This is a genomic window from Vreelandella halophytica (genome assembly GCF_968193635.1).
In genome coordinates, this window is the sequence record NZ_OZ309107.1 from 2,104,331 (window position 1) to 2,125,924 (window position 21,594).

At 62.5% G+C, this 21,594-nt stretch carries 20 protein-coding genes and 1 other RNA gene; 4 read left to right on the plus strand and 17 right to left on the minus strand.

Annotated elements, in window-relative coordinates; genetic code table 11:
* Window positions 1-30 precede the first annotated feature (30 nt).
* From ftsA to rsmI, 15 genes are all read right to left on the minus strand, one after another.
* Window positions 31-1,320, minus strand: coding sequence for a cell division protein FtsA (gene ftsA / locus ACWHXT_RS09880; protein WP_447529011.1), 1,290 nt, complete (start codon window positions 1,318-1,320; stop codon window positions 31-33).
* A gap of 650 nt (window positions 1,321-1,970) precedes the next feature.
* The gene (locus ACWHXT_RS09885; protein ID WP_447926190.1) at window positions 1,971-2,684 is read right to left on the minus strand and encodes a cell division protein FtsQ/DivIB; all 714 of its coding nucleotides are present in this window, start codon (window positions 2,682-2,684) and stop codon (window positions 1,971-1,973) included.
* 37 nt (window positions 2,685-2,721) lie between these two features.
* Window positions 2,722-3,651 (minus strand): D-alanine--D-alanine ligase, encoded by a 930-nt coding sequence (locus tag ACWHXT_RS09890; RefSeq protein WP_447955710.1) that lies wholly within the window; start codon window positions 3,649-3,651, stop codon window positions 2,722-2,724.
* Window positions 3,648-5,060 (minus strand): UDP-N-acetylmuramate--L-alanine ligase, encoded by a 1,413-nt coding sequence (gene murC / locus ACWHXT_RS09895; RefSeq protein WP_447958027.1) that lies wholly within the window; start codon window positions 5,058-5,060, stop codon window positions 3,648-3,650. Before murC ends, ACWHXT_RS09890 begins: the two co-directional genes overlap by 4 nt.
* Before the next feature lie 53 nt (window positions 5,061-5,113).
* Window positions 5,114-6,211 carry an undecaprenyldiphospho-muramoylpentapeptide beta-N-acetylglucosaminyltransferase gene (murG, locus tag ACWHXT_RS09900; RefSeq protein WP_447955711.1) on the minus strand — a complete coding sequence of 366 codons (1,098 nt, stop codon included), beginning with the start codon at window positions 6,209-6,211 and terminating at the stop codon, window positions 5,114-5,116.
* Between the two features lie 14 nt (window positions 6,212-6,225).
* A complete protein-coding gene (ftsW, locus tag ACWHXT_RS09905) occupies window positions 6,226-7,407 on the minus strand; it encodes a putative lipid II flippase FtsW (protein WP_447955712.1) in 1,182 nt (393 codons plus the stop codon).
* On the minus strand, window positions 7,404-8,777 hold the full coding sequence (gene murD / locus ACWHXT_RS09910) for a UDP-N-acetylmuramoyl-L-alanine--D-glutamate ligase (RefSeq protein WP_447955713.1): 1,374 nt from the start codon (window positions 8,775-8,777) through the stop codon (window positions 7,404-7,406). Before murD ends, ftsW begins: the two co-directional genes overlap by 4 nt.
* A gap of 83 nt (window positions 8,778-8,860) precedes the next feature.
* Entirely contained in the window at window positions 8,861-9,943 is a 1,083-nt protein-coding gene (gene mraY / locus ACWHXT_RS09915; RefSeq protein ID WP_447529017.1) for a phospho-N-acetylmuramoyl-pentapeptide-transferase, read from the minus strand.
* A 19-nt stretch (window positions 9,944-9,962) separates the two neighbouring features.
* Window positions 9,963-11,306 carry a UDP-N-acetylmuramoyl-tripeptide--D-alanyl-D-alanine ligase gene (locus tag ACWHXT_RS09920; protein WP_447955714.1) on the minus strand — a complete coding sequence of 448 codons (1,344 nt, stop codon included), beginning with the start codon at window positions 11,304-11,306 and terminating at the stop codon, window positions 9,963-9,965.
* On the minus strand, window positions 11,306-12,799 hold the full coding sequence (locus ACWHXT_RS09925) for a UDP-N-acetylmuramoyl-L-alanyl-D-glutamate--2,6-diaminopimelate ligase (protein ID WP_447955715.1): 1,494 nt from the start codon (window positions 12,797-12,799) through the stop codon (window positions 11,306-11,308). Before ACWHXT_RS09925 ends, ACWHXT_RS09920 begins: the two co-directional genes overlap by 1 nt.
* 15 nt (window positions 12,800-12,814) lie before the next feature.
* Window positions 12,815-14,521, minus strand: coding sequence for a peptidoglycan D,D-transpeptidase FtsI family protein (locus ACWHXT_RS09930; protein WP_447926196.1), 1,707 nt, complete (start codon window positions 14,519-14,521; stop codon window positions 12,815-12,817).
* Window positions 14,518-14,850, minus strand: a complete 333-nt coding sequence (gene ftsL / locus ACWHXT_RS09935; RefSeq protein WP_447529021.1) for a cell division protein FtsL — start codon at window positions 14,848-14,850, stop codon at window positions 14,518-14,520. The genes ACWHXT_RS09930 and ftsL overlap by 4 nt, the downstream gene beginning before the upstream one ends.
* 2 nt (window positions 14,851-14,852) lie before the next feature.
* Window positions 14,853-15,803 carry a 16S rRNA (cytosine(1402)-N(4))-methyltransferase RsmH gene (rsmH, locus tag ACWHXT_RS09940; protein ID WP_447955716.1) on the minus strand — a complete coding sequence of 317 codons (951 nt, stop codon included), beginning with the start codon at window positions 15,801-15,803 and terminating at the stop codon, window positions 14,853-14,855.
* A gap of 47 nt (window positions 15,804-15,850) precedes the next feature.
* Window positions 15,851-16,211, minus strand: an RNA gene (rnpB, locus tag ACWHXT_RS09945) — RNase P RNA component class A.
* Window positions 16,212-16,243: 32 nt separating this feature from the next.
* Window positions 16,244-17,101, minus strand: a complete 858-nt coding sequence (gene rsmI / locus ACWHXT_RS09950) for a 16S rRNA (cytidine(1402)-2'-O)-methyltransferase (RefSeq protein ID WP_447955717.1) — start codon at window positions 17,099-17,101, stop codon at window positions 16,244-16,246.
* A gap of 116 nt (window positions 17,102-17,217) precedes the next feature.
* Here rsmI and ACWHXT_RS09955 point away from each other — a divergent pair, with 116 nt between their 5' ends.
* Genes ACWHXT_RS09955 through ACWHXT_RS09970 form a run of 4 tightly spaced genes read left to right on the plus strand, consistent with a single transcriptional unit; the run spans window position 17,218 to window position 20,314 of the window.
* Complete coding sequence (locus ACWHXT_RS09955) at window positions 17,218-18,720, plus strand: penicillin-binding protein activator (RefSeq protein ID WP_447955718.1); 1,503 nt, start codon at window positions 17,218-17,220, stop codon at window positions 18,718-18,720.
* Window positions 18,710-19,081, plus strand: a complete 372-nt coding sequence (locus tag ACWHXT_RS09960) for a YraN family protein (protein ID WP_447955719.1) — start codon at window positions 18,710-18,712, stop codon at window positions 19,079-19,081. The genes ACWHXT_RS09955 and ACWHXT_RS09960 overlap by 11 nt, the downstream gene beginning before the upstream one ends.
* A 20-nt stretch (window positions 19,082-19,101) precedes the next feature.
* Window positions 19,102-19,695 (plus strand): phosphoheptose isomerase, encoded by a 594-nt coding sequence (locus tag ACWHXT_RS09965; RefSeq protein ID WP_447926201.1) that lies wholly within the window; start codon window positions 19,102-19,104, stop codon window positions 19,693-19,695.
* Window positions 19,696-19,741: 46 nt separating this feature from the next.
* A complete protein-coding gene (locus ACWHXT_RS09970; RefSeq protein WP_447926202.1) occupies window positions 19,742-20,314 on the plus strand; it encodes a BON domain-containing protein in 573 nt (190 codons plus the stop codon).
* A gap of 80 nt (window positions 20,315-20,394) precedes the next feature.
* Here the strand turns inward: ACWHXT_RS09970 and ACWHXT_RS09975 are convergent, their stop codons facing one another.
* Both ACWHXT_RS09975 and sspA read right to left on the minus strand, forming a co-directional pair.
* Window positions 20,395-20,892, minus strand: coding sequence for a ClpXP protease specificity-enhancing factor (locus ACWHXT_RS09975; protein ID WP_447955720.1), 498 nt, complete (start codon window positions 20,890-20,892; stop codon window positions 20,395-20,397).
* Between the two features lie 61 nt (window positions 20,893-20,953).
* Entirely contained in the window at window positions 20,954-21,580 is a 627-nt protein-coding gene (gene sspA / locus ACWHXT_RS09980) for a stringent starvation protein SspA (protein ID WP_447529029.1), read from the minus strand.
* Window positions 21,581-21,594: the final 14 nt, after the last annotated feature.

Sequence of the window (21,594 nt, forward strand, 5' to 3'; positions counted from 1 at the left end):
CCCGTCTCCTGAACCGCGCTTGCGGCCCTGTCAGAAATTTCCTTTGAACCAGCCTTTGATTTTCGCTAGCGCCGAATGACCATCCCTGCTATCACGCTGAACGAGCTCACCGCGCGCTTTGTGCGCCGTGCTGACTCGCCCATGGCTCTCCAGACCTTGTCCGTGACGTGCCTCTTGTAGTGCGTAATGCAAAAGGCCAACGCCTGTCGCATAGATGGGGTTGCGCACCACATCCGCCAGCCCGCGCACGTTTTGCGGACAGGCGATGCGTACCGGCATGTGGAAGATTTCTTCCGCCAGCTCGCTCACCCCTTCCATACGCGAAGTGCCGCCGGTGAGTACCACTCCGGCGGCCACCATGTCTTCATAGCCACTGCGGCGTAATTCATCGCGTACCAGCGTAAAGAGCTCTTCGTAGCGCGGCTCGACCACTTCCGCCAACGCCTGGCGGGATAGGTCGCGCGATGCGCGGTCCCCAACGCTTGGTACCTTGATCATTTCATCGCTTGCGGCCAGCTGGGTCAGCGCGCAAGCGTACTTCACCTTGATCTCTTCAGCATGCTGGGTCGGTGTACGCAGCGCCATCGCAATATCGTTGGTCACCTGGTCACCGGCGATGGGAATGACCGCCGTGTGGCGTATCGCGCCTTCGCTGAATATGGCCATATCGGTCGTGCCCCCACCGATATCGACCATGCACACCCCAAGTTCGCGCTCGTCTTCGGTGAGCACCGCCATACTGGATGCCAGCTGCTCCAGGATGATGGCATCCACGTCAAGCCCGCAGCGGCGGACACACTTTTCGATATTTTGTACCGCGTTCAAGGCCGCGGTGACCAGGTGCACCTGAGCCTCCAGACGCACGCCCGACATTCCCAGGGGTTCGCGAATGCCGCCCTGGGCGTCGATGGAGAATTCCTGAGGCAGCACGTGCAGCACGCGCTGGCCTTCGGAAACGGCCCGGGCGCGGGCGGAGTCGATAACACGATCAATATCAGACGGGGTGACTTCACGCTCTTTAATCGCCACCACACCGTCTGAATTCATCGAGCTAATGTGACTGCCGGCAACGCCTACGTACACCGAATGGATGTCGCAGCCGGCCATGAGCTCCGCCTCTTCGACCGCGCGTTGAATCGACTGGACCGTCGATTCGATATTGATCACAACGCCACGCTTCATCCCTCTTGAAGGATGAGAGCCTATACCCGCAATCTCGATTCCACCGTCATCGGTGGGTTGACCGACTATCGCGACGACCTTGGACGTTCCGATGTCCAGCCCGACAACCATATTGGATGCATTGGGTGAGCCTGCCATGAGTCGGGTGATCTCCTTATAGTGATCCTGTAAACGATAGGCGGTTGATGGTCGACAACCGCCTATCCACACATTTGCCTGTCATTGATAGCCGTTAGCCGACTATTCTCGACGAACTATTTGCACGAACTATCCGCAACGAACTATCTGCGACGAACTATCTGCGACGAACTATCTGCAACGTACTTTATTTCCCAGCACACTTTATTTCTCGGCGTACTTCATTCTCACAACGAATCATCTTCGAATCGGCGCTTTAAAGTGACATTATTGACTCAGCGCCTTTTGCCAAATCATGCCTGGTGACAGGTCTGTACATGGCGCTTAAAACCTGTATATTTATACACGAGCGTAGTAAAAGCCCGTTTAAAAATATCCAGATAAACAACGGGCACTCAAGCCGTGCTGGCCTCCATGAGGCACTGCCGATCCGTGAATGTTATGCGCTGATCAGATCACGTAACACTAAATCAACACAAATAAATATCAGCAAGCAAACCTATCATATAGAAACGATGGCCATTATACGACCAGTCATGCACCACGATAATGGGCTTGGCGGATAATTTAAACCCCATTATCGGGTTTTCCTTGTTGGCAAACGCTCACTTTTACCTTTCAAGCGCCGCTTTATTCATTAAAGCGGCTTTTTACTCCTCGCTATCGTCGAAATCGCTCTGCCCGTGCCAGGCGACCGACACCCCGTTGGGGTAGCGAAGATCGATATAGCGAATCTGGTCGCCCTGGCTTGCAAGCTCGCGCTGCCAGGAGGCCGTGAGCCTGGCCAGGCGAATATCGTGCTGGCGTCGACCCAGCATGACCCAGGCGCCGTTATCGAGCTGTAGGCGCCAGGCGCCGCGGGGTTCCAGGCGCAGTTGAGAAAGCGTTAGCGACAGCGTGGCAAAGTGAGGGGTCAGGCGCTGATAGTAGTCGAGCACCTCTTCGCTACTGCCCGCGGGCCCGGCCAGGTCGGGCAGGTCCGGCGGCACCTCGAGCGGTGCGAACGGAAACGGCTCCCCTTGCGGGTTGAGCAAGAAGTCGTCGTTCCAGCGCGCGACCGGGTCCTGCTCGACCAGCTCGAAGACCAGCGCATTGGGCCACTCCCGAGAGATACGCACCTCGAAAAGCCAGCCGATTCCAAGCGCCCGTTCGCGCAGCTCGCCCAGATCCGCCGAAAGCCAGGTCGCGTTTTGCACCAGTGGTGCAAGCTGGGTGCGCAGGTAGTCGGCGCTGACGTAGTCCCACTCGCCGCGAATCGACACCCGCTCGATGGGCCGGTCCAGCCAAAGCCATAGCGCACGACCGCCCGCACCGAGCAGCAGCGCAAGCAAAATCACGCCCACCCATGCGTTACGCTTTTTCATAAAGCTGTCTTCATAGCACTATCTTCACAGTAGAAGCTCATGCGGGGCCGGCGGTCGCTAATATCTTCATGACCAGCTCGTCGAAGCCGACGCCAGCGTGCGCCGCGGCCTGGGGAACCAGGCTATGATCGGTCATACCGGGCACGGTATTCACTTCGATCAGCCAGAACGTGCCGTCGGCGTCGCGCATCACATCGATCCGCCCCCAGCCCTGCCCGCCCATGGCGCGAAACGCCTTTTGGCAAAGCGCGGCCAGCGCCTGCTCCTCACTCGCGTCCAGCCCACAGGGCAAATGGTAAAGCGTCGTATCGGAGAGGTACTTCGCTTCGTAGTCGTAAAAGCCGCCGGGCACTTCGACGCGAATAGCGGGGAGTGCTTCATCCCCCAAGAGCGCCACGGTGTACTCTTCGCCTTCGATGAACCGCTCGGCCATGACCTGAGCGTCGAACCGAGCGGCCTCGGTATAAGCGGCTTTCAGCTGCGCTTCGCTTTTGACGATACTGATCCCAAGCGTCGAGCCTTCGTGAACGGGCTTGACGATCATGGGCAGGCCGAGTGCGTCGATGACCGCGCTCCAATTCGCATCGTCGTCCAGCGTGATGCTTTCAGGGGTCGGCAGCCCCTGAGCGCGCCACACCTGCTTGGTGCGCTCTTTATCCATACCCAAAGCCGATGCGAGCACGCCGCTGCCGGTGTAGGGAATGTTCAAAAGCTCGAGCGCGCCCTGGAGCGTACCGTCTTCGCCGCCGCGCCCGTGCAGGGCGATGAACACCTGTGAAGGTGCCAGCGCCTCGAGCCCGGCAAGGCCGCCATCGCGTGGGTCATAGCCCGTGGCGTTCACGCCCTGGCGCTTCAGCGCTTCGAGTATGGCTGCTCCGCTTTTCAACGACACCTCGCGCTCGCCGGAGACGCCCCCCAACACGACCACGACGTTATCCAGCGGCGTATTCATTGCTCGTGTACTCATAGCTCAACCTCGTCCAGCACAAGCCTTGCCTTTGCCAGGGCCAGCGAAATACCGCCGATATCGCCGGCGCCCTGGGTGATTAGAATGTCGTCCGGGCGCAGCACCTTTTTCAAAATCGTCGAAAGCTCCTGCTTTTCCTCGACGAACAGAGGGTCGACTTCGCCGCGCTGACGAATCGAGCCGGCAAGCGTTCGCCCTTCCGCGCCGGGAATCACCGCCTCGCCGGCGCTGTAAACGTCCAGCAGCACCAGGGTGTCGACCTGGGAGAGTACGCGCACGAAATCCTCGAACAGATCCCGGGTGCGGCTGTAGCGGTGAGGCTGGTAGAGCATCACCAGGCGCCGCTTGGGCCAACCGGCGCGGACCGCCTTGATCACCATATCGACTTCACGAGGGTGGTGGCCGTAGTCGTCGACCAGCATGATCTCGCCGTCTTGGCCCGGCGCCGGGAAGTGGCCATGCACCTGAAAGCGCCGCCCGACGCCGGCAAACCCGGCGAGCCCGGCCAGAATCGCCTCGTCACTCACCCCGGCGTCGGTCGCCACTACGATCGCCGCCATGGCGTTTTGCGCGTTGTGACGGCCAGGCATCGCCAGACGCACCTCGAGCGGCGCGGCGCCGTCCGGGCGCAGCGCGGTAAACGTCACCTCGCCTTCGCGCTGGGTGAAATTCGTGATGCGGTAGTCGGCCTCTTCGTTGAAGCCGTAGGTAACGAACTGGCGCTTGACCTGCTCACAGAGCCCATTGACGTGCGGGTCGTCGGTGCACAGTACCGCCAAACCGTAAAACGGCAAATTGTGTAGAAACTCGATGAAGGTGGTCTTGAGCCGCTCGAAGTCGCCGCCGTAGGTCGCCATATGGTCGGCGTCGATGTTGGTGACGATCGACACCATGGGCTGAAGGTGCAGAAACGAGGCGTCGGACTCGTCGGCCTCGGCCACCAGGTAGTCGCCCTCGCCTAGCCGCGCATTGGCACCGGCGCTGGTCAGCTTACCGCCGATCACGAAGGTCGGATCGAGCCCGCCTTCGGCCAGCAGCGTGGCAGTCAAACTGGTGGTGGTGGTTTTACCGTGGGTGCCGGCGACGGCGATACCGTGGCGAAAGCGCATCAGCTCGGCCAGCATCTCCGCGCGGCGCACCACCGGCACGCGGTGCTCCTGCGCCCAGCGAATTTCCGGATTGGTTTCATCGATCGCGCTGGATACCACCACCACGTCGGCGCCCTCGACGTTTTCCGGCGCGTGGCCCATGAAGACCTTGACGCCGCAGCCGCGCAGGCGTTCGGTCACCGTCGAAACTTTCATGTCGCTACCGCTAACCGCGTAGCCCTGGTTGGCCAGCACCTCGGCAATGCCGCACATGCCCGCCCCGCCGATACCCACGAAATGCAGGCGTTTGATTCGCCGCATGCCAGGCCCGGTGGGGGTCACGGATGGGCCTGGCTTGTCGGTCGTTAAATCGGTCACACCGAATCTCCTTGCTTCACTAACGAAAGGCATCCTGCCGCTAAACGCTCAGTGGCGTCCAGGTGCGCCGCCTGGCGCGCGCTCGAAGCCATGCTGGCCAAGGTATCGTGGGTCAATAGCTCACCCAAAAGCGCAGTCAGCCGCTCCGGGGTCAGCTCCTTTTGCACTACGCAGCGCGCCGCCCCGGCCTGGACCAGCACATCGGCATTGACGCGCTGATGATCGTCCACCGCGAAAGGAAACGGCACCAACAGGGCCGGTTTCGCCGCCGCGGCAAGTTCGGCCACGGTCAAAGCGCCCGCGCGGCAGACCACTAGATCCGCCCAGTCGTAGGCGGCGGCCATGTCATCGATGAACGCGCTCACCTGGACCTCGATATCGAGGGAGTGATACGCCTGGCGTGTCGCTTCATCGCGATCCTTACCTGCCTGGTGCCACACCTCGGGGCGGCTGGCTTCATCCAGCGCCGCTAGCGCCACCGGCAGGCGCTCGTTGAGCGCCACGGCACCCAGCGAGCCGCCGACCACCAGCAACCTGAGCCGGCGCGCGGCGAGCTCGGCGTTTGTGCGCGGCGTCTCACCCAGCACGGCGATCTCGCCGCGTACGGGGTTGCCGATCACCTCGGCGCGAGGACCAAAGGCGTTCTCGAAAGCGGCGTAGGTCTTGTTGGCCAGCCGTGAAAGCACCCGGTTGGTCAGCCCTGCCACGGCGTTTTGTTCGTGAATCACCAGCGGTATACCCGAAAGTTTGGCAGCGAGCCCGCCAGGGCCGCTGGCAAAGCCGCCAAGGCCGACGACGACGTCGGGCTGGAAGCGTTTGATGACGCGACGGGCATCACACACCGCGCGGCTCAAATTGAACGGCGCCTTAAGCCAGCCCGCCATGCCCTTGCCGCGCAGCCCGGCAATGGCCACGGTGTGAAGGGTAATGCCGGCCTCGGGCACCAGGCGGTTTTCGATGCCGCGCGGGCTTCCCAGCCACTCCACCGCGACGTTCTGCGCCTGCAGCGCCCGGGCGAGCGACAGCGCAGGAATCACGTGACCGCCGGTACCCCCGGCCATGATCAAAATGCGTCGACGTGCATTCGTCGTCACAAATAACTCCTTACTCAAGATAAACGCGGCTCGAAGCGAGACTTATACGGGGTGGAGGCGCGCCGGGGCCGGTGGCGGGTTTCGGCGTCTACGCGCAGCAGCAGGCCAATCATCATACCGGTCACCAGAAGACTCGAGCCGCCGTAGCTAATCAGGGGAAGTGTCAGCCCCTTGGTGGGCAGAAGCCCGGAGCTTACCGCCATATTGATAAACGCCTGGGCGGAGACGATGAACCCGATACCGTAGCTTACATAAGCGCCGAACAGATGCCCGGCAAGCTCCGCGCGCCGGCCAATCAGCATGGCGCGGGTAACGAACAGGGTAAAGAGCGCCACCACGCTGATCGCGCCGATCATACCGAGCTCTTCGGCGATCACCGCGAAGATGAAGTCGGTATGCGCCTCGGGCAGGTAGTGGAGTTTTTGCACGCTATTGCCAAGCCCGGTGCCGGCGACATGGCCGCGCCCGAAAGCGATCAGCGCCTGGGTCAACTGATAGCCGGTCGCGAACTGATCCGCCCAGGGGTCCAGGAAACTGGTCCAGCGGGCCAGCCGGTAGGGCTCCATCACCACCATCATCACCGCGCCGAAGGCGAGAACGCTGCCGCTGCCGAGCAATAGCACGAGCGAAGCGCCGCTCATCATCAGCATGCCGATGACGCACACGGTATACACCACCATGCCGCCGAAATCCGGCGCCAAAAAGAGTAGCCCGGCGGGCACGGCGAGCACCGCAATTGGCCGCCACATGCTGAACGCCTGATTGCGCAGGTCATAGGTAAAGCGCGACATGAACGCCGCCATATAGAAAATCAGCCCCACCTTGCCAAGCTCGGAAATCTGCAGGCTGGGGAGCGGGCCGGGCAGCGAGATCCAGCGCTTACTGCCGTTTACTTCCTGACCGACCATCAATACCATGACCAGCATGAAAATACTGGCGAGCAGAATCAGCGAGGCGTTCTGGCGCCAGGCCTCCAGCGGCACACACAGCATGAAAAGGCACGCAATGCCGGCCACCAGCAAAAAGACCGCGTGCTGGCGAGAGTAGTAGTAGCTGTTTTCCAAAAGGCCGACCGAGGCCGAACTCACCATGATCCAGCCAAGCCCGGCAAGCGTTACCACCGCCACGATCAGCCAGACATCGCAGGGCAGATGCTTAGTGGTCACGGCATTCATAAAGCGTTGGCGTCGGCTCATGCACCCACCTCACTGCGTTGACGGTTGACCCACTCACGAAACGCCTCGCCGCGCGCTTCGAAGTTGGCAAATTGATCGAGACTGGCGCAGGCCGGGGAAAGCAACACGCAGTCCCCCGGGCGCGCTGTCTCGAAGGCAAGCGCCATGGCCTGGGCGAGGTCGGCCACCTCGCGCACCGGGACCGCTTCACCCAGGGCGGCCTTCAGGCGCGGGGCATCCGCGCCAAACACCACGACTTCCCGGGCGTAACGGGCGAGCGGCGCCGCCAGCGGCGTAAAGTCCGCGCCCTTGCCGACACCCCCGGCCAGCAAAACGAGCCGCCCTTCGAGGGTGGCACCGATGCCGTCGATAGCGGCCAGGGTCGCCCCCACGTTGGTGCCCTTGGAGTCGTTGACCCAGCGCACCCCGTTAAGCGTGGCGATGACTTCGCTGCGGTGGGCCAGGCCCTTGAAATCCACCAGCGCCCGGCACATGCCGGATAGCGAGAACCCCAGGCGGTCGCCCAGGGCAAGGGCGGCCAGGGCGTTCATGTAGTTGTGCTGGCCGGCCATGCTCAGCGAATCCGTGCGTAGCTGTAGGGTTTCCCCCTGGGCGAGCCACGTCTGGCCTTCCACGGTTTTCAGCCCCCACTCCCCTGCCTCGTGGGCGCGGCTGCCAAAGCGCGAAACCTGCGCGGCGCCGCGAGGCCAGGTCAGCGGGTCGTCGGCGTTGACCACCGCGTGTTCGGCGCCGATAAAAATACGCGCCTTCGCCTCGCGGTAGCGCGCAAGGTTTTCGTGTCGGTCGAGGTGGTCTTCGCTTAGATTCAAAAATGCCGCGGCCGTCGCGTCGAGGCGCGGGGTCGTCTCCAGCTGAAAACTCGATAGCTCAAGAATATAAAGCGCTGCCTCGGGGTGGGTCTCCAGAAGCTCCAGCGCCGCCGTGCCCAGATTCCCCCCGACCGCGGCGTCGACACCGCAGGCACGGGCCATCTCGCCTAGCAGCGTCGTCACGGTGGATTTGGCGTTGGAGCCGGTAATCGCCGCCACCGGCGCTTTCACTGCGCGCCGAAAAAGCGCGATTTCCCCCACGAGCCTCGGCTCGCCGGTGATATCGTCGACCTGTTCGAGTAGACCTTCAAGGCCTGGCGTACAAGGGTCGACGCCCGGGCTGATCACGACTTCCCGAGCGCGACTGAAATCGACCGCGGTCAGCGGGCCACAGTAGGTAGCGACCCTGGGGTAAAGCGCCTGAAACGCTTCGAGGCCTGGCGGCGCGGTACGCGTGTCCAAAAGCGCAAAGGGAGCGCCCAGGCGAGCCAGATGGCGGCAGATCGCCCGGCCGGAAACCCCCAGGCCGATAACGGCGGTCACGCCCTCAGGTATCTGCATTGCTTGGCTCCTTACGTACGGCCGGCGATCCGGCGGCCAGTGCTCTGGCAGCCAGCCGCTGGCCTTGCGAGAATCGCGTCGTCCTAGCGCACTTTTAGGGTGGCAAGCCCCAGTAGCACCAGCACCACGGTAATGATCCAAAAGCGCACGATTACCCGGGGTTCAGGCCAACCCTTGAGCTCGTAGTGGTGGTGAAGCGGCGCCATGCGAAAGATACGCCGCCCGGTCAGTTTGAACGACCCCACCTGCAGGATCACCGACAACGTCTCGACCACGAAGATACCGCCCATGATAAACAGCACGATCTCCTGGCGAACGACCACCGCTACGACGCCCAGCGCCGCACCGAGGGCTAGTGCACCGACATCACCCATGAAGACCTGCGCCGGGTAAGTGTTGAACCACAAAAAGCCCAGGCCAGCGCCGGCGATCGTTGCGCAGAACACCGCGATTTCGCCGGTACCATGAATGAACGGAATATGCAGGTAGTTGGCGAACACCGCGTTACCGCTGGCGTAGGCGAATACCGCAAGCCCCATGGCCACCAAAACGGTGGGCATAATAGCAAGCCCGTCCAGGCCATCGGTCAGATTGACCGCGTTGGAGCTTCCGACGATCACGAAGTAGCTCAGCACGATGTAGAAAACGCCCAGCGGCAGCGCGAAATCCTTGAATAGCGGCAGCAAAAGGCTCGTTTCGGCGGGGGTGGTCGCGCTGAAATAGAGAATCAGCGCCGCGCCGAGACCGACCACGGATTGCCAGAAGTATTTCCACCTGGCCGGCAGGCCGCGGGGGTTTTTCTCGACCACCTTGCGGTAGTCGTCGACCCAGCCGATCGCGCCGAAGCCCAGGGTAACGGCCAGCACCACCCATACGTAGTGGTTGGCCAGGTCGCCCCAGACGAACGTACTGATGGCGATGGACATGAGGATCATGACGCCACCCATGGTGGGCGTGCCGGCCTTGGAGAGGTGAGACTGGGGCCCGTCGTCGCGTACCGACTGACCGATTTGGCCGTCGACCAACCGCCGAATGACCCATGGCCCAAGCCACAGGCAAAGCATGAGTGCGGTGATGGCCGCCAGGATGATGCGAAGCGTGAGGTAGTTAAAAACCTGAAAAGCGCTTTGGTATTGAGCTAGCAAATTCGCCAGGTGAAGTAACATGAACGGCGTTTACCCTGTTTCAACCGAGCAGCGCGGCAAGGACGTTTTCCATGCCGGCGCTGCGTGACCCTTTCACCAATAGCGTGGCGTTAGGCGGCAACGTATTAATAATATGACGCGCAAGCGTCTCGTGGTCGTCAAAGTGGTACCCGCGACCGAAGGCATCGCTGACGGCGCGCGCGGCGTCGCCGCAGGTGAGCAGCGTATCGACACCGATTTCACGTGCGTAGCGCCCTACTTCGCCGTGCAGCGCCTCGGCGTTTTCGCCAAGCTCGCCCATGGCCCCCAGCGCACACCAGTGCGGCCCGGGGAAGCTTTTAAGCGTATCGAGCGCCACCTTCATCGCACCGGGATTGGCGTTATAGGTGTCGTCCAAAAGCGTACTGCCGTTGGGCCCTTCGATCACGCTAAGCCGACCGGCAAGCGGCGCAAGCGCCGACAACCCCGCCACCACGCGATCCGCTGACACACCAGCGGCAAGCGCGGCGGCGGCGGCGGCCAGGGCGTTGCTCACGTTGTGCTTGCCGGGCAGCGCCAGGCGCACCTCGCCAAGCGCGCACCCCTTTCGAACAAGCGTGAAAGCATACCGCCCTTGGCTGTCGCAGGAAAGTGCCTTTGCGCAGACATCCGCTTCGCTATCAACGGCGTAGCTCTGTACCTGGCCCGGGGCAAGCGCCGCCCAGGTGTCGAAATAGCGGTCTTCACGATTGAGTACCGCCACGCCGTCGGGCTTGAGTCCCAGCAGCAATTCGCTTTTGGCCTGGGCGATGTGGCCCATACCCCCGAATTCGCCGACGTGGGCCCCGGTCACGTTGGTGATGATGGCCACATCGGGGGCCGCCAGGCGGCTGGTCCAGGCGATCTCCCCCAGGTGATTGGCGCCTAGCTCCACCACCGCCGCCCGGTGCTCGGGGGTCAGGCGCAAAAGCGTCAGCGGCGCGCCGAAGTCGTTATTGAGATTGGCCTCGGTGGCCAGCACCGGCCCCAGGGGCGCGAGCAGCGCCGCGGTCATCTCTTTGACGGTGGTCTTGCCGCTGTTGCCGGTAACCGCCACCAGCGGGGCGTCGAAGCGCGTGCGCCAGGCCCTGGCCAAAAGCCCGAGCGCCAAGCGGGTATCGGCGCACACCAGCTGGGGCAGCGCCGAATCGACCGGCGTTTGTACCAGCGCGGCCGCCGCCCCCAGGGTGCGTGCCTGCTCGATAAAGTCGTGGGCGTCGAAGCGCACCCCCTTGAGGGCAACGAACAAACAGCCCGGCGTGATACGCCGGGTATCGGTCACCACGTGTGTGAACGCAAGCGCCGGGAAGCCGGCGGGCAGGGTCAGATTCAGGGACTCGGCAATGTCCGCTACGTGCCAACGCATTAGCCGCCGCTCCACTGCTCGAACGCCTTTAGCACTTCGGCTGCGTCGCGGTAGTCATGACGCACGCCGTCGATCTCTTGATAAGCCTCGTGACCTTTGCCCGCGATCAACACGACGTCGTCGACGCCGGCCTGGCCAATTACCTGCCCGATGGCCGCCCGCCGATCGCCGATTTCGCTAAACGCGCCGGCTTCGCTAAAGCCTTCGGCAATCATGCGGCGAATGGCGTCGGCGGGTTCGCCCCGGGGGTTGTCATCGGTGATCACGCTGTGATCGGCCTGCTTTTCGGCCACTTGCGCCATTTCCGCACGCTTGCCGGTGTCGCGCTCGCCACCACAGCCAAACACGCACCAAAGCTTGCCGGACTCACTTAGATGATCGCGCAGCGCGCCCAGGGCCGAGTCGAGCGCATTCGGGGTATGGGCATAGTCGATCACCACGCTTGGCGAATGGGCCGCTTTATAAAGCGCCATGCGCCCGGGGACCGGATTGAGCTTCGACGCGGCCTCGAAAAGCGCGTCGAGCGGCTCGCCAAGCCCGTAAAGCGTGGCGATGGCGAGCAGCACGTTATCCAGGTTGAAGCGCCCCATCAGGTTCATCTCGAGGGTCTTTTCCCCCTCCGGGGTCGCGATAAGCGCGTGCTGGCCTAGCGCATGGGGGTGCCAGCCCACCACGCGCAGCGTGCAAGCCTGGTCATCGCCGATGGCCAAAACGCGCACGCCTTTTTCCAGGCCTGCCAGCATGAGCCTTGCCAGCGGGTCCTGGGCGTTGACCACGGCAAGCTCTAGCTCCCGGCGGCGAAAGAGTTTCGCCTTGGCCGCCGCGTAGGCGGCCATGCTGCCATGATAATCGAGGTGATCCCGACTCAGGTTGGTAAACACGCCAGCGCGGATATTACAGGCGGTTAGGCGCTGCTGATCCAGCGCGTGGGAGGAGGCTTCGATAGCCACGCGCCGGGCACCACTTTGGGCAAGTTCGGCCAAAGAGCGCTGTAAAAAAAGCGGCCCTGGTGTGGTCAGCCCGCTATCGGCCAGCTGGCCCAGCCGCCCCGTGCCCAAAGTACCGATCACCCCGGCCGGGGTATTCAAAAGCTCGCTCAGCTCGGCGATATAGTGGGTGACCGAGCTTTTACCGTTGGTGCCGGTCACCCCAATCAGGTCGAGGTCATCGGGCACGGCGAACAGCGCACGCCCCAGCTCGCCCAGGCGAAGCGCCAGGTGGGGCAAATGAAGCACGCAGCCCGCCAGGGTAACCCGCGGCTCCTTCGAGTGCGCCAGCACCAGCGCGGCTCCCTGCTCGAGGGCGGCCTCGATGTAATCGCGGCCATCGCGTTGGCTACCAGGCACGGCAATGAACACGTCCCCCGGGGCAACCGCTCGGGAGTCGCTGGTCAAACGGAACGCATCGGGTAAGGCGGGTAGCTTTTCAGGCAGCTCATTGGCCGGCCACCCTTTCTTTAACGCATCCCACAAACGGCGGGGGCTGGACGTCATTTTGTCTCCTTCACGCTATTCCACTTCGTAGTCGGGCGGTACATCCAAAAGCCGTAACGCATTGCCCGTCACGCTGGAAAAAACCGGGGCGGCGACCGCGCCGCCGTAAAACTGGCCGGCCCGCGGGTGGTCGATCATCACCACCGTCACGATACGCGGATCCGAAATCGGTGCGATACCCGCAAACACGCTGCGGTAGGCGTCGACGGCGTAGCCCTGCTGGCCGGTTTTGCGCACCGTTCCGGTTTTGCCGCCCACCCGGTAACCCTCTACTCGGGCACGGCGCCCACCGGAGGTAGGCCCGACCGAGGTTTCGAGGATATCGAGCAGATCGTTGGCGACACTCGGGTCGATCGCCTGACTCCCCTGCGGGGTTTCGGAAAGGCGCAAAAGCGAGGGCGACATGCGCACGCCGTCATTGGCAAGCGCGGTATAGGCGCTGGCCAGCTGAACCGCCGAGACCGAGAGCCCGTAGCCGTAGGAGAGCGCGGCGCGCTCACTACGCGACCAGCGAACCGGTGCGGGCAGGCTACCGGTGGACTCGCCGGGGAAGCCGGTACCGGGGCTTTGCCCAAGGCCCAACTGGTTGTACTTCTCCCAGACCGTCGTATCGTCGAGTCGCAGGGTGAGCTTGGACATACCGATATTGGAGGATTTTTCCAGAATGCCGGGCAGGTCGAGCTCGCCGTAGTTGCGAATATCGCGAATGGTGAACTGGTCGATGCGCATCCAGCCAGGCGAGGTGTCCACGATTACGTCGCGGTCGACCACGCCGCTTTCGAGAATCGCCGCCATGGCCAGCGGTTTCATCACCGAGCCGGGCTCGAACACGTCGACCAGCGCCTGGTTACGCAACCCCCGGGGGTCGAGGCCGGCGCGGTTATTCGGGTTGTAGGACGGCAGGTTGGCCATGGCCAACACCTCGCCGGTGCGCGCATCCATGGTGACCAGCACGCCGCCATCGGCTTCGTTTTCGGCCACCGCCGCGCGCAGCTCACGGTACGCCATGTATTGAATACGCTGATCGATGGACAGGGTCAGCTCGCCGCCGGGCTGGGCATCGCTGATGATCCCCAGCTCGCGCACCAACCGCCCACGCCGGTCGTTGATCACCCGGCGCTGGCCCGGGTGGCCGGCCAAAAAGGGCTGATAGGCAAGCTCGAGGCCTTCCTGGCCGATATCGTCGACGTTGGTCACCCCGAGAATCTGGGCGGCGACTTCGCCCGCCGGGTAGTAGCGCTTGTACTCGCGCTGCTGATAAACCCCGGGGGTGCGCAAATCGAGAATGCGCTGGGCGGCCTCGGGGGTCATCTGACGGCGAAGATACATGAATTCGCGGCTTGCGTAGCGTTCGATGCGCGCCTCGAAATCCCCCAGGCTCATGCCCAGCGCCTGGGCAAGCATGACGCGCTGGATCGCATCGGTAGGGAGTTCCTGGGGGTTGGCCCAAAGCGTCACCACCGGCGTCGAAATGGCCAGTGGCTCACCGTTGCGGTCGGTAATCATGCCGCGGTGGGAGGGAATCACTTCGTGGCGCAGGGTTCGCGCGTCGCCCTGGCTTTGCAGAAACGGCCGGTCGATCACCTGCAAGAGTGTAATACGCCCGACCAGCACGCAGGCGGCCATGGCGACTAAAACGAGAATGAACAGAAAGCGCCCGCCACCCAAAGGCGGCGCAATGGGCGTCTGCCGGGAGGTGCCCCCGCGGCGGCGTTGGTTCATGGTCGAATAACCTCGACATCGTCTACATCGGGAATGCGCATTTCAAGGCGCTCGGTGGCGATCTGCTCGATACGTGCCGGCGTCGACCAGGCGCCCTCTTCGAGCAAAAGCTGGCCCCACTCGGTCTGCAGCTGGTTCTTTTCCTGCTCGAGGCGCTGAAGCTGAGCGTACTGGGTACGCGTCATGTGGGTCGTGGCCACCACGGCGAGTGCTGTCAGCATACAGCCGAGAAAAAGCGCCAGAATGATGAGGGGCCAGAGGCGTAAACGTAGCTTGAAGGGCCACTCGCTGCGCAACACGGACCACCAGTAGTCGATTCGCTCAAGCATGGTCAGCCTCGCTTTTTGGCCGCCCGCATGACCGCGCTTCGCGCGCGCGGGTTTTGATCGACCTCGAACGGCGTAGGCCGTACGCCCTTGTTGAGCGCCTCGAGGCGGCGATTGATCTGATCATCCCGCACCGGCACGCCCTTGGGCAGGTGGGTATCGCCGCGCACGTGGTGGCGAATGAAGCGCTTCACTCGGCGGTCTTCCAGCGAATGAAAGCTGATCACGACCAGATGCCCGCCCGGCGCCAGGGCTTCGAGGGCGGCCTCGAGGGCAGCGTCGAGCTGATCGAGCTCGCCGTTTAAGTAGATACGCAGCCCCTGAAACGCCTTGGTGGCCGGGTGGCGGCCCTTCTCCCAGGCGGGGTGCGCCTGTTTGAGCACCTCGGCCAGGTCCAGGGTGTGGGTGAACGGCTTTTCGGCGCGCCGAGTCACCACCGCGCGCGCCAGGCGTTTACCGAAACGCTCCTCGCCCAGGGTTTTGAAAACGTCGGCGATCTCCGCTTCCTTGGCGTGCGCCAAAAAGTCCGCCGCGCTTTCGCCCTGGGTGGGGTCCATGCGCATATCCAGCGGGCCGTTGCGCATGAAGCTAAAGCCGCGCTCCGGATCATCGAGCTGGGGGGACGACACGCCAACGTCGAGCAGTATTCCGGAGAGCTTGCCGAAAAGGCCCTGCTCTTTGGCGTATTCGCCAAGGCGGGCAAATTCGCGCCGGGTAATCGAGAAGCGCGAATCGTCGATGGCGCTGGAGGCCTCGATGGCCTGGGGGTCCCGGTCCATGGCCAACAGGCGGCCGGTTTCGTCAAGACGCGAAAGAATCAGGCGCGAATGTCCGCCGCGGCCAAAGGTGCCGTCAAGGTAGACGCCGTTTGCCGAATGCACGAGGGCGTCGACCGCTCCGTCTAGCAAAACGCTGGTATGGCGAAAGTCGGAAACGGTCTGGCTGGCAGAGGACATGATACGCACACTGTGTTGGAAGGCCCCGAGAGGGGCCTTGCATGGAAATGGGGAGTCGGCCGATAAGCCGGGTTCTGTCGTGGACAGTCATTCCTCTAGGCGCTTTGTCGCCAAAGCGCTCAAGCAACCTACCCGGATCCAGCGCGGGCCACGCCAATGGATCCCTATTTGGTCTTGCTCCGAGTGGGGTTTACCTTGCCACGCACTGTTGCCAGGCGCGCGGTGCGCTCTTACCGCACCCTTTCACCCTTACCGGCCCCGAAGGTTTATTTCCGGGGCTTAGGCGGTCTACTCTCTGCTGCACTTTCCGTCGGCTTACGCCGCCCAGGCGTTACCTGGCACTCTGCCCTATGGAGCCCGGACTTTCCTCCCCTGCGCACGCGCAGCGGCGACTGTCTGGCCAACTCCGGCGGCAAGCATACCAGCGCCCCGCCCGCGCCTCAATGCTCTGTTTTCATTGCCTGCAATCTGGCGTACCACTCTTGCTTACGCCCGCCCAGCAGATTCGCGGCAATCGCCGCGCCTTGCTTCACGCCGACCCCCTCGTCCAACAGCGTTTTCAAAAGCTTTTCATCGTTGATGGTCTGCGCGTCCTGCTTTTTAGCTGCCGGCGCCCCGGCCACCATCACCACGAACTCACCGCGGGCCTGATTGGGGTCGGCGGTTAGCCTATCGAGCAGCTCGCTTGCCACGCCCTGTAGAAAGGTTTCGAAGGTTTTGGTCAGCTCGCGGGCCAGCACGATGGCCCGGTTGGGCATCTGCTCGTTCAGCGCCTCCAGGGTCTGCACGATACGGTGGGGGGATTCGTAGAACACCAGCGTCTCCTCGCGCTCACTGCAGACCTCCAGCACCTGACGGCGGGCGCCGGCCTTGGCGGGCAAAAAACCGCGAAAACTGAATCGATCCGTGGGCAGGCCCGCCCCGCTAAGCGCGGCGACCAGCGCACAGGCACCGGGGATGGGCACGATGTGGCGGTTGCGCGAACGAAGTTCTCTTACCAGAATGAAACCGGGATCGCTGATCAAGGGGGTACCCGCATCGCTGATCAGCGCGATGCTCTCGCCGGCTTCGAGGTAGCCGTCCAATGCCTCCACCCGGTGGCTTTCGTTGTGCTCGTGAAGCGATATGAGCGGCTTGTTGATGCCAAGATGGCTCAAAAGCCTGCCGCTATGCCGGGTATCCTCGGCGGCGATGCGCGAGACGCTTTCAAGAATCCGGGCGGCGCGTGGCGTTAAGTCCTCCAAATTCCCAATTGGCGTGGCGACCACGTACAATGTGCCCGGAGGCTGATGAGTCATAATGTCTCCCGATTTTAATAGCTGACGCTAGCTAATGGTGCGCTATGCTTTTGCAAGGATTGAGGGATCTATCCTCGGCTTTAAACAGCGCAAATGAAAAAACCAAGGAAGCATACATGAAACGTTCACTCCGTGGCCTGCTCGCCAGCGCCTTTACTGCCCTGGTGTTGACCGGGTGCGCCATTCAGCAGCCAGGCGTGGTGGATCGCGCCCCCGCCGAGGATGCCGGGCGCCTTTTGAACCAGGCCGAGCAGCAAGGGCCGGAGCAGGCCTCGTTAAGCCGCCTGGAAGCCGCTAACATCCTGGCGCAGCAGGGCCAGCGCGAAGAGGCGTTCGACGCCGCCGCCGCCGTAGACGAAGCCGCGCTTTCCGAGCAGGACCGCGTACGCTGGGCGCTGCTCTTCTCGGAGCTTGGCCGCGCCCTTGACGACCCCCGCGCGGTGCTGCGCGCCACCCAGGTACTGGATGACGAGCTCTCGATGCGCGACAACGAGCAGCAAACGCTGCGCGAACGCGCCCAGTGGGCCCGGGAAGCAATGGACGAGCCGGGCCGGGTTCAAGCCTCGCTTCCGGCGCTCGAAGGCGCCGACATTCGCCGCATCATGGTCGCCCTCCCCCAGTCGGGCCCGCTGAGCAACATTGCCGATACGATCAGCAATGCCATGCGCGAACACAGCGAGATTCGCGGTCAGGGCGTCGAGCTGAGCTTCGTCGACGCGGCGCAGTATTCCATGGACGAACTCTATAGCCGCGCCGAGCAAATGAACGCCCAGCTGATCGTCGGCCCGCTGGACAAGGAGCAGGTCAGCCGCCTCGAACAGCAGTCCAGCGTTCCGCTACCGACGCTTGCGCTGAACTACGGCAGCGGCTCACAAAATCAGGCCGCCGGGCTTTTCCAGTACGGCCTTTCCGCCGAAGATGAAGCCCGTCAGGCCGCGCGGCGCGCCTACCAGGACGGTCGCCGCCAAGTGTCGGTCATGGTGCCGGATAACGACTGGGGCCGCCGTGTGGGCGAAGCCTTCTGGAACGAGTTCCAGGGCCAGGGGGGCGAAGTCACCAACGCCGTTCGCTACAACCCGAACAACGAGGTTTCCAGCGCCGTACAAACCGCGCTGAACGTGAGCGGCGATCGCGCTCAGCTTGGCAGTATCGACGCGCTCTTTTTGCTCGCCCTGCCGGACTACGCCCGCCAGGTACCGCCCATGCTGGACTTCTACTACGCCCAGGACCTGCCCATCTACGCCACCTCGCACCTCAACGAGGGCAGCCGTGAACGGCGCTTGAACCAGGACCTCGACGACGTGATGTTCGTCGATATCCCCTGGCAGATTCCCGATGCAGCCGTCGGCGGCGAAGAAGCGCTGCCGTTCAATGCAAGTTACCAAGCGCTGCACGGTGAAGGAGACGCGTCGCTCTTCCGCCTGCAGGCCATGGGCGTCGATGCGTACGAGTTGGCGACCCGGCTGTCGGATCTCTCCTCCATTCAGGGCTTTAACGGTAGCACCGGGACGCTGTCGCTTTCCGGCGATGGCCGCATTCACCGCGAGCTGCCCTGGGCGCGCTTCCAAAACGGCCGCCCGGCACCGATCCTTTCGCCGGGCCTGCTGGGTGACCAGTAAGCCGCAAACCGCGCGCAAGCGCGGCGCCGCCATTGAGCAGCTTGCTGCTCAATGGTTGCAGCGTCAGGGTTTAACGCTGGTCACCGCCAACCACCACGTCAAAGGAGGCGAGCTCGACCTTGTCATGATGGACCAGGACACCCTGGTCTTCGTGGAGGTCAAGTACCGCACCTCCCTACGTAACGGCCACCCGCTCGAGACCGTAACCCCCCTCAAGCAGCGCCGCCTAATTCGCGCCGCCTCGCTTTACCTGGCCCGTCACGCTGTCTCAACACCCTGCCGCTTTGATATTCTAGCGATGACCGGCCAACCCCCTGCTCTCGAGTATCATTGGGAGAAGGCGGCTTTCGACGCTTACTAACACGACACCAGGAAGCCCTAATGGACTTTCAATCCCGCATTCTTAGCCACTTCAATGCAAGCATTGATACCCAAACCTACGCCAGCGAAGTGCTGCCCCCGTTTATCGAGGTGGCCAGTCAAATGATGGTTCAGTGCCTGGTCAACGAAGGCAAGATCCTTGCCTGCGGCAATGGCGGCAGCGCCGGGGACAGCCAGCACTTCTCCGCCGAGCTTTTGAACCGCTTCGAGCGTGAACGGCCGAGCCTTCCGGCATTGGCGCTCACCACCGACACTTCCACACTGACGTCGATCGCCAACGACTACAGCTACAACGAGGTATTTTCAAAACAGATTAGAGCCCTGGGCCAGCCAGGCGATATACTGTTGGCCATCTCGACCAGCGGTAATTCGGCCAACATCGTCCAGGCGATTCAGGCCGCCCACGACCGGGATATGGTGGTGGTCGCACTCACCGGCCGCGACGGTGGTGACATGGCCTCGCTTTTGGGCCAGGATGACTGCGAGATTCGCGTCCCGGCCACGTCTACCGCGCGCATTCAGGAAGTGCATCTGCTGGCGATCCACTGCCTGTGCGATCTAATCGACGAGCAGCTCTTTGGCGGCGCCGCTTGAAGCGTCGCCGTTTGATTGACTATTTTCGTGTTTTAAGGAGTCGGCCATGGCCCTTCGCAACGCATTTCGTTCTTTTTGCCTCATCACCGCCTGTAGCGCGGTGCTGTTGGCGGGCTGCGCCAACAACTCGGCCTCCAATCCCTCCAACTACGCCCAGCGCAGCAATGATGTCGAGGCGGTAGACGCCACGGTCGAGCGTCAGGTCGAGCGCACCCTCGACCGCGCGGATGCGCGCCTGGCCGATGCGCGTATTCGCGCCCACAGCTACAACGGTACGGTGCTGCTGGTCGGCCAGGTGCCGAGCGAAGAGCTTCGCGACACGGCAAGCGAAGTCGCCTCCAGCGTGCGTGGCGTCAACCAGGTGCACAACGAGCTGGCCATTGCCGCGAACCTTCCGGCCACCCAGCGCCTAAGCGACACCTGGCTTACCACCAACGTGATCAGCCATTTGGCCACCAACGAGCATATCGACTCTTCCAAGCTCAAAATCACCACCGAAAACGCCAGCGTTTATCTGATGGGCATGGTGACCCGCGAGGAAGCCGAGCGCATCGTCAACGCGGCGTCCAGTGTCGGTGGCATCCAGCGTATCGTCAAGGTCTTCGACTACATCGACTAACCCCAAAGTCGGCGTAAAAAAAAGCCTCGCAGAATGTGCGAGGCTTTTTTATGGGGCTGCTTTACGCTTTGCTTTTGGCGCTATTTGACCACGCGAAGCGTCGGCTTCTTTTTCGGCTTGCCGGGCGCATCCGAGGGCGCGTCGGGCGTTTCGCCCGAGCCTTCCTCGGTGGGCTCGGTCACGCTCAGCATAGGCCCGCTCTTTTCACTTTCGTCACTTTGGGCGGCGCCATCGACTTCCCCGGCCTCGTCTTCACCCTCTTCGAGCTCGGGCTCGTGACCAAACACCATACCCACGCCGTTTTCCCGCGCGTAGATGGCGATCAATGCCTGAATGGGGATCATGACCTGCATCGGCTGGCCGCCAAAGCGGGCGCTAAAGCCGACCGCCTCGTTCTCCATGAATAGATCGCGCACCGCAGTCGGCGCGACGTTGAGAACGATCTGGCCGTTTTGGACGAACTGGCGCGGCACTTCGACGCCGGGCTGGGTGGCATCGACCACCAGATGCGGCGTTAGCTCGTTGTCCAAAAGCCACTGATAAAGCGCCCGGGCAATATAGGGACGGCTCGATTTCATAAGACTCCCTTGATGTTCATCAAGGCCCCGCCGGCTATCGCCGCGGGGCTTTAAGGGTTTTTTACGCGCGCATCTCTTTTTCACGCTCGTTCAAAGCAGCCTTGAAGGTCTCACGCTCGAACACCCGCGACATGTAGTTTAGAAGCGGTTTGACCTGCTTTTCAGGAAGCTCGATATTGAGCTCCGGCAGACGCCACAAGATCGGCGCCAGACAGCAGTCGACCAGAGTAAACTCGTCGCTCATGAAGTACGGCATGTCTTCGAAGATCGGCGAAATACCGATCAGGCTTTCGCGAAGCTCCTTGCGCGCCTTCTCGGCCTCTTTTTTACCGCCGGTACGAATCTGGTCGAGCATGGGGCACCACTCGCGCTCGATACGGTGCATCCAGAGCCGGCTTTGAGCACGCGCAACCGGGTAAACCGGCAGCAGCGGCGGATGCGGGAAGCGCTCGTCCAGATACTCCATCATCACCTTGGACTCGTAAAGCACCAGATCGCGGTCCAGCAGCGTAGGCACGCTGTTATAGGGGTTGAGATCGGCTAACTCCTGCGGCGGCTGCTCGTCGTTTACGTCGACGATATCAACGGCGACCCCTTTTTCAGCCAGAACAATGCGTACTCGATGGCTAAAATGATCGTCATTACCTGAATAGAAGATCATAGAAGACCGCTTGGCCACAACACCCATGAAAGCATCCTCGC

Coding starts and splice junctions, on each gene's coding strand:
- rsmI (WP_447955717.1), bottom strand. CDS start 17,101: ATGACTCATCAGCCTCCGGGCACATTGTACGTGGTCGCCACGCCAATT.
- murC (WP_447958027.1), bottom strand. CDS start 5,060: ATGCGGCGAATCAAACGCCTGCATTTCGTGGGTATCGGCGGGGCGGGC.
- ACWHXT_RS09925 (WP_447955715.1), bottom strand. CDS start 12,799: ATGACGTCCAGCCCCCGCCGTTTGTGGGATGCGTTAAAGAAAGGGTGG.
- ACWHXT_RS09920 (WP_447955714.1), bottom strand. CDS start 11,306: ATGCGTTGGCACGTAGCGGACATTGCCGAGTCCCTGAATCTGACCCTG.
- ACWHXT_RS09955 (WP_447955718.1), top strand. CDS start 17,218: ATGAAACGTTCACTCCGTGGCCTGCTCGCCAGCGCCTTTACTGCCCTG.
- ftsL (WP_447529021.1), bottom strand. CDS start 14,850: ATGCTTGAGCGAATCGACTACTGGTGGTCCGTGTTGCGCAGCGAGTGG.
- ACWHXT_RS09930 (WP_447926196.1), bottom strand. CDS start 14,521: ATGAACCAACGCCGCCGCGGGGGCACCTCCCGGCAGACGCCCATTGCG.
- sspA (WP_447529029.1), bottom strand. CDS start 21,580: ATGGGTGTTGTGGCCAAGCGGTCTTCTATGATCTTCTATTCAGGTAAT.
- ACWHXT_RS09885 (WP_447926190.1), bottom strand. CDS start 2,684: ATGAAAAAGCGTAACGCATGGGTGGGCGTGATTTTGCTTGCGCTGCTG.
- ACWHXT_RS09890 (WP_447955710.1), bottom strand. CDS start 3,651: ATGAGTACACGAGCAATGAATACGCCGCTGGATAACGTCGTGGTCGTG.
- ftsA (WP_447529011.1), bottom strand. CDS start 1,320: ATGGCAGGCTCACCCAATGCATCCAATATGGTTGTCGGGCTGGACATC.
- ftsW (WP_447955712.1), bottom strand. CDS start 7,407: ATGAGCCGACGCCAACGCTTTATGAATGCCGTGACCACTAAGCATCTG.
- murD (WP_447955713.1), bottom strand. CDS start 8,777: ATGCAGATACCTGAGGGCGTGACCGCCGTTATCGGCCTGGGGGTTTCC.
- ACWHXT_RS09965 (WP_447926201.1), top strand. CDS start 19,102: ATGGACTTTCAATCCCGCATTCTTAGCCACTTCAATGCAAGCATTGAT.
- ACWHXT_RS09975 (WP_447955720.1), bottom strand. CDS start 20,892: ATGAAATCGAGCCGTCCCTATATTGCCCGGGCGCTTTATCAGTGGCTT.
- ACWHXT_RS09970 (WP_447926202.1), top strand. CDS start 19,742: ATGGCCCTTCGCAACGCATTTCGTTCTTTTTGCCTCATCACCGCCTGT.
- rsmH (WP_447955716.1), bottom strand. CDS start 15,803: ATGTCCTCTGCCAGCCAGACCGTTTCCGACTTTCGCCATACCAGCGTT.
- mraY (WP_447529017.1), bottom strand. CDS start 9,943: ATGTTACTTCACCTGGCGAATTTGCTAGCTCAATACCAAAGCGCTTTT.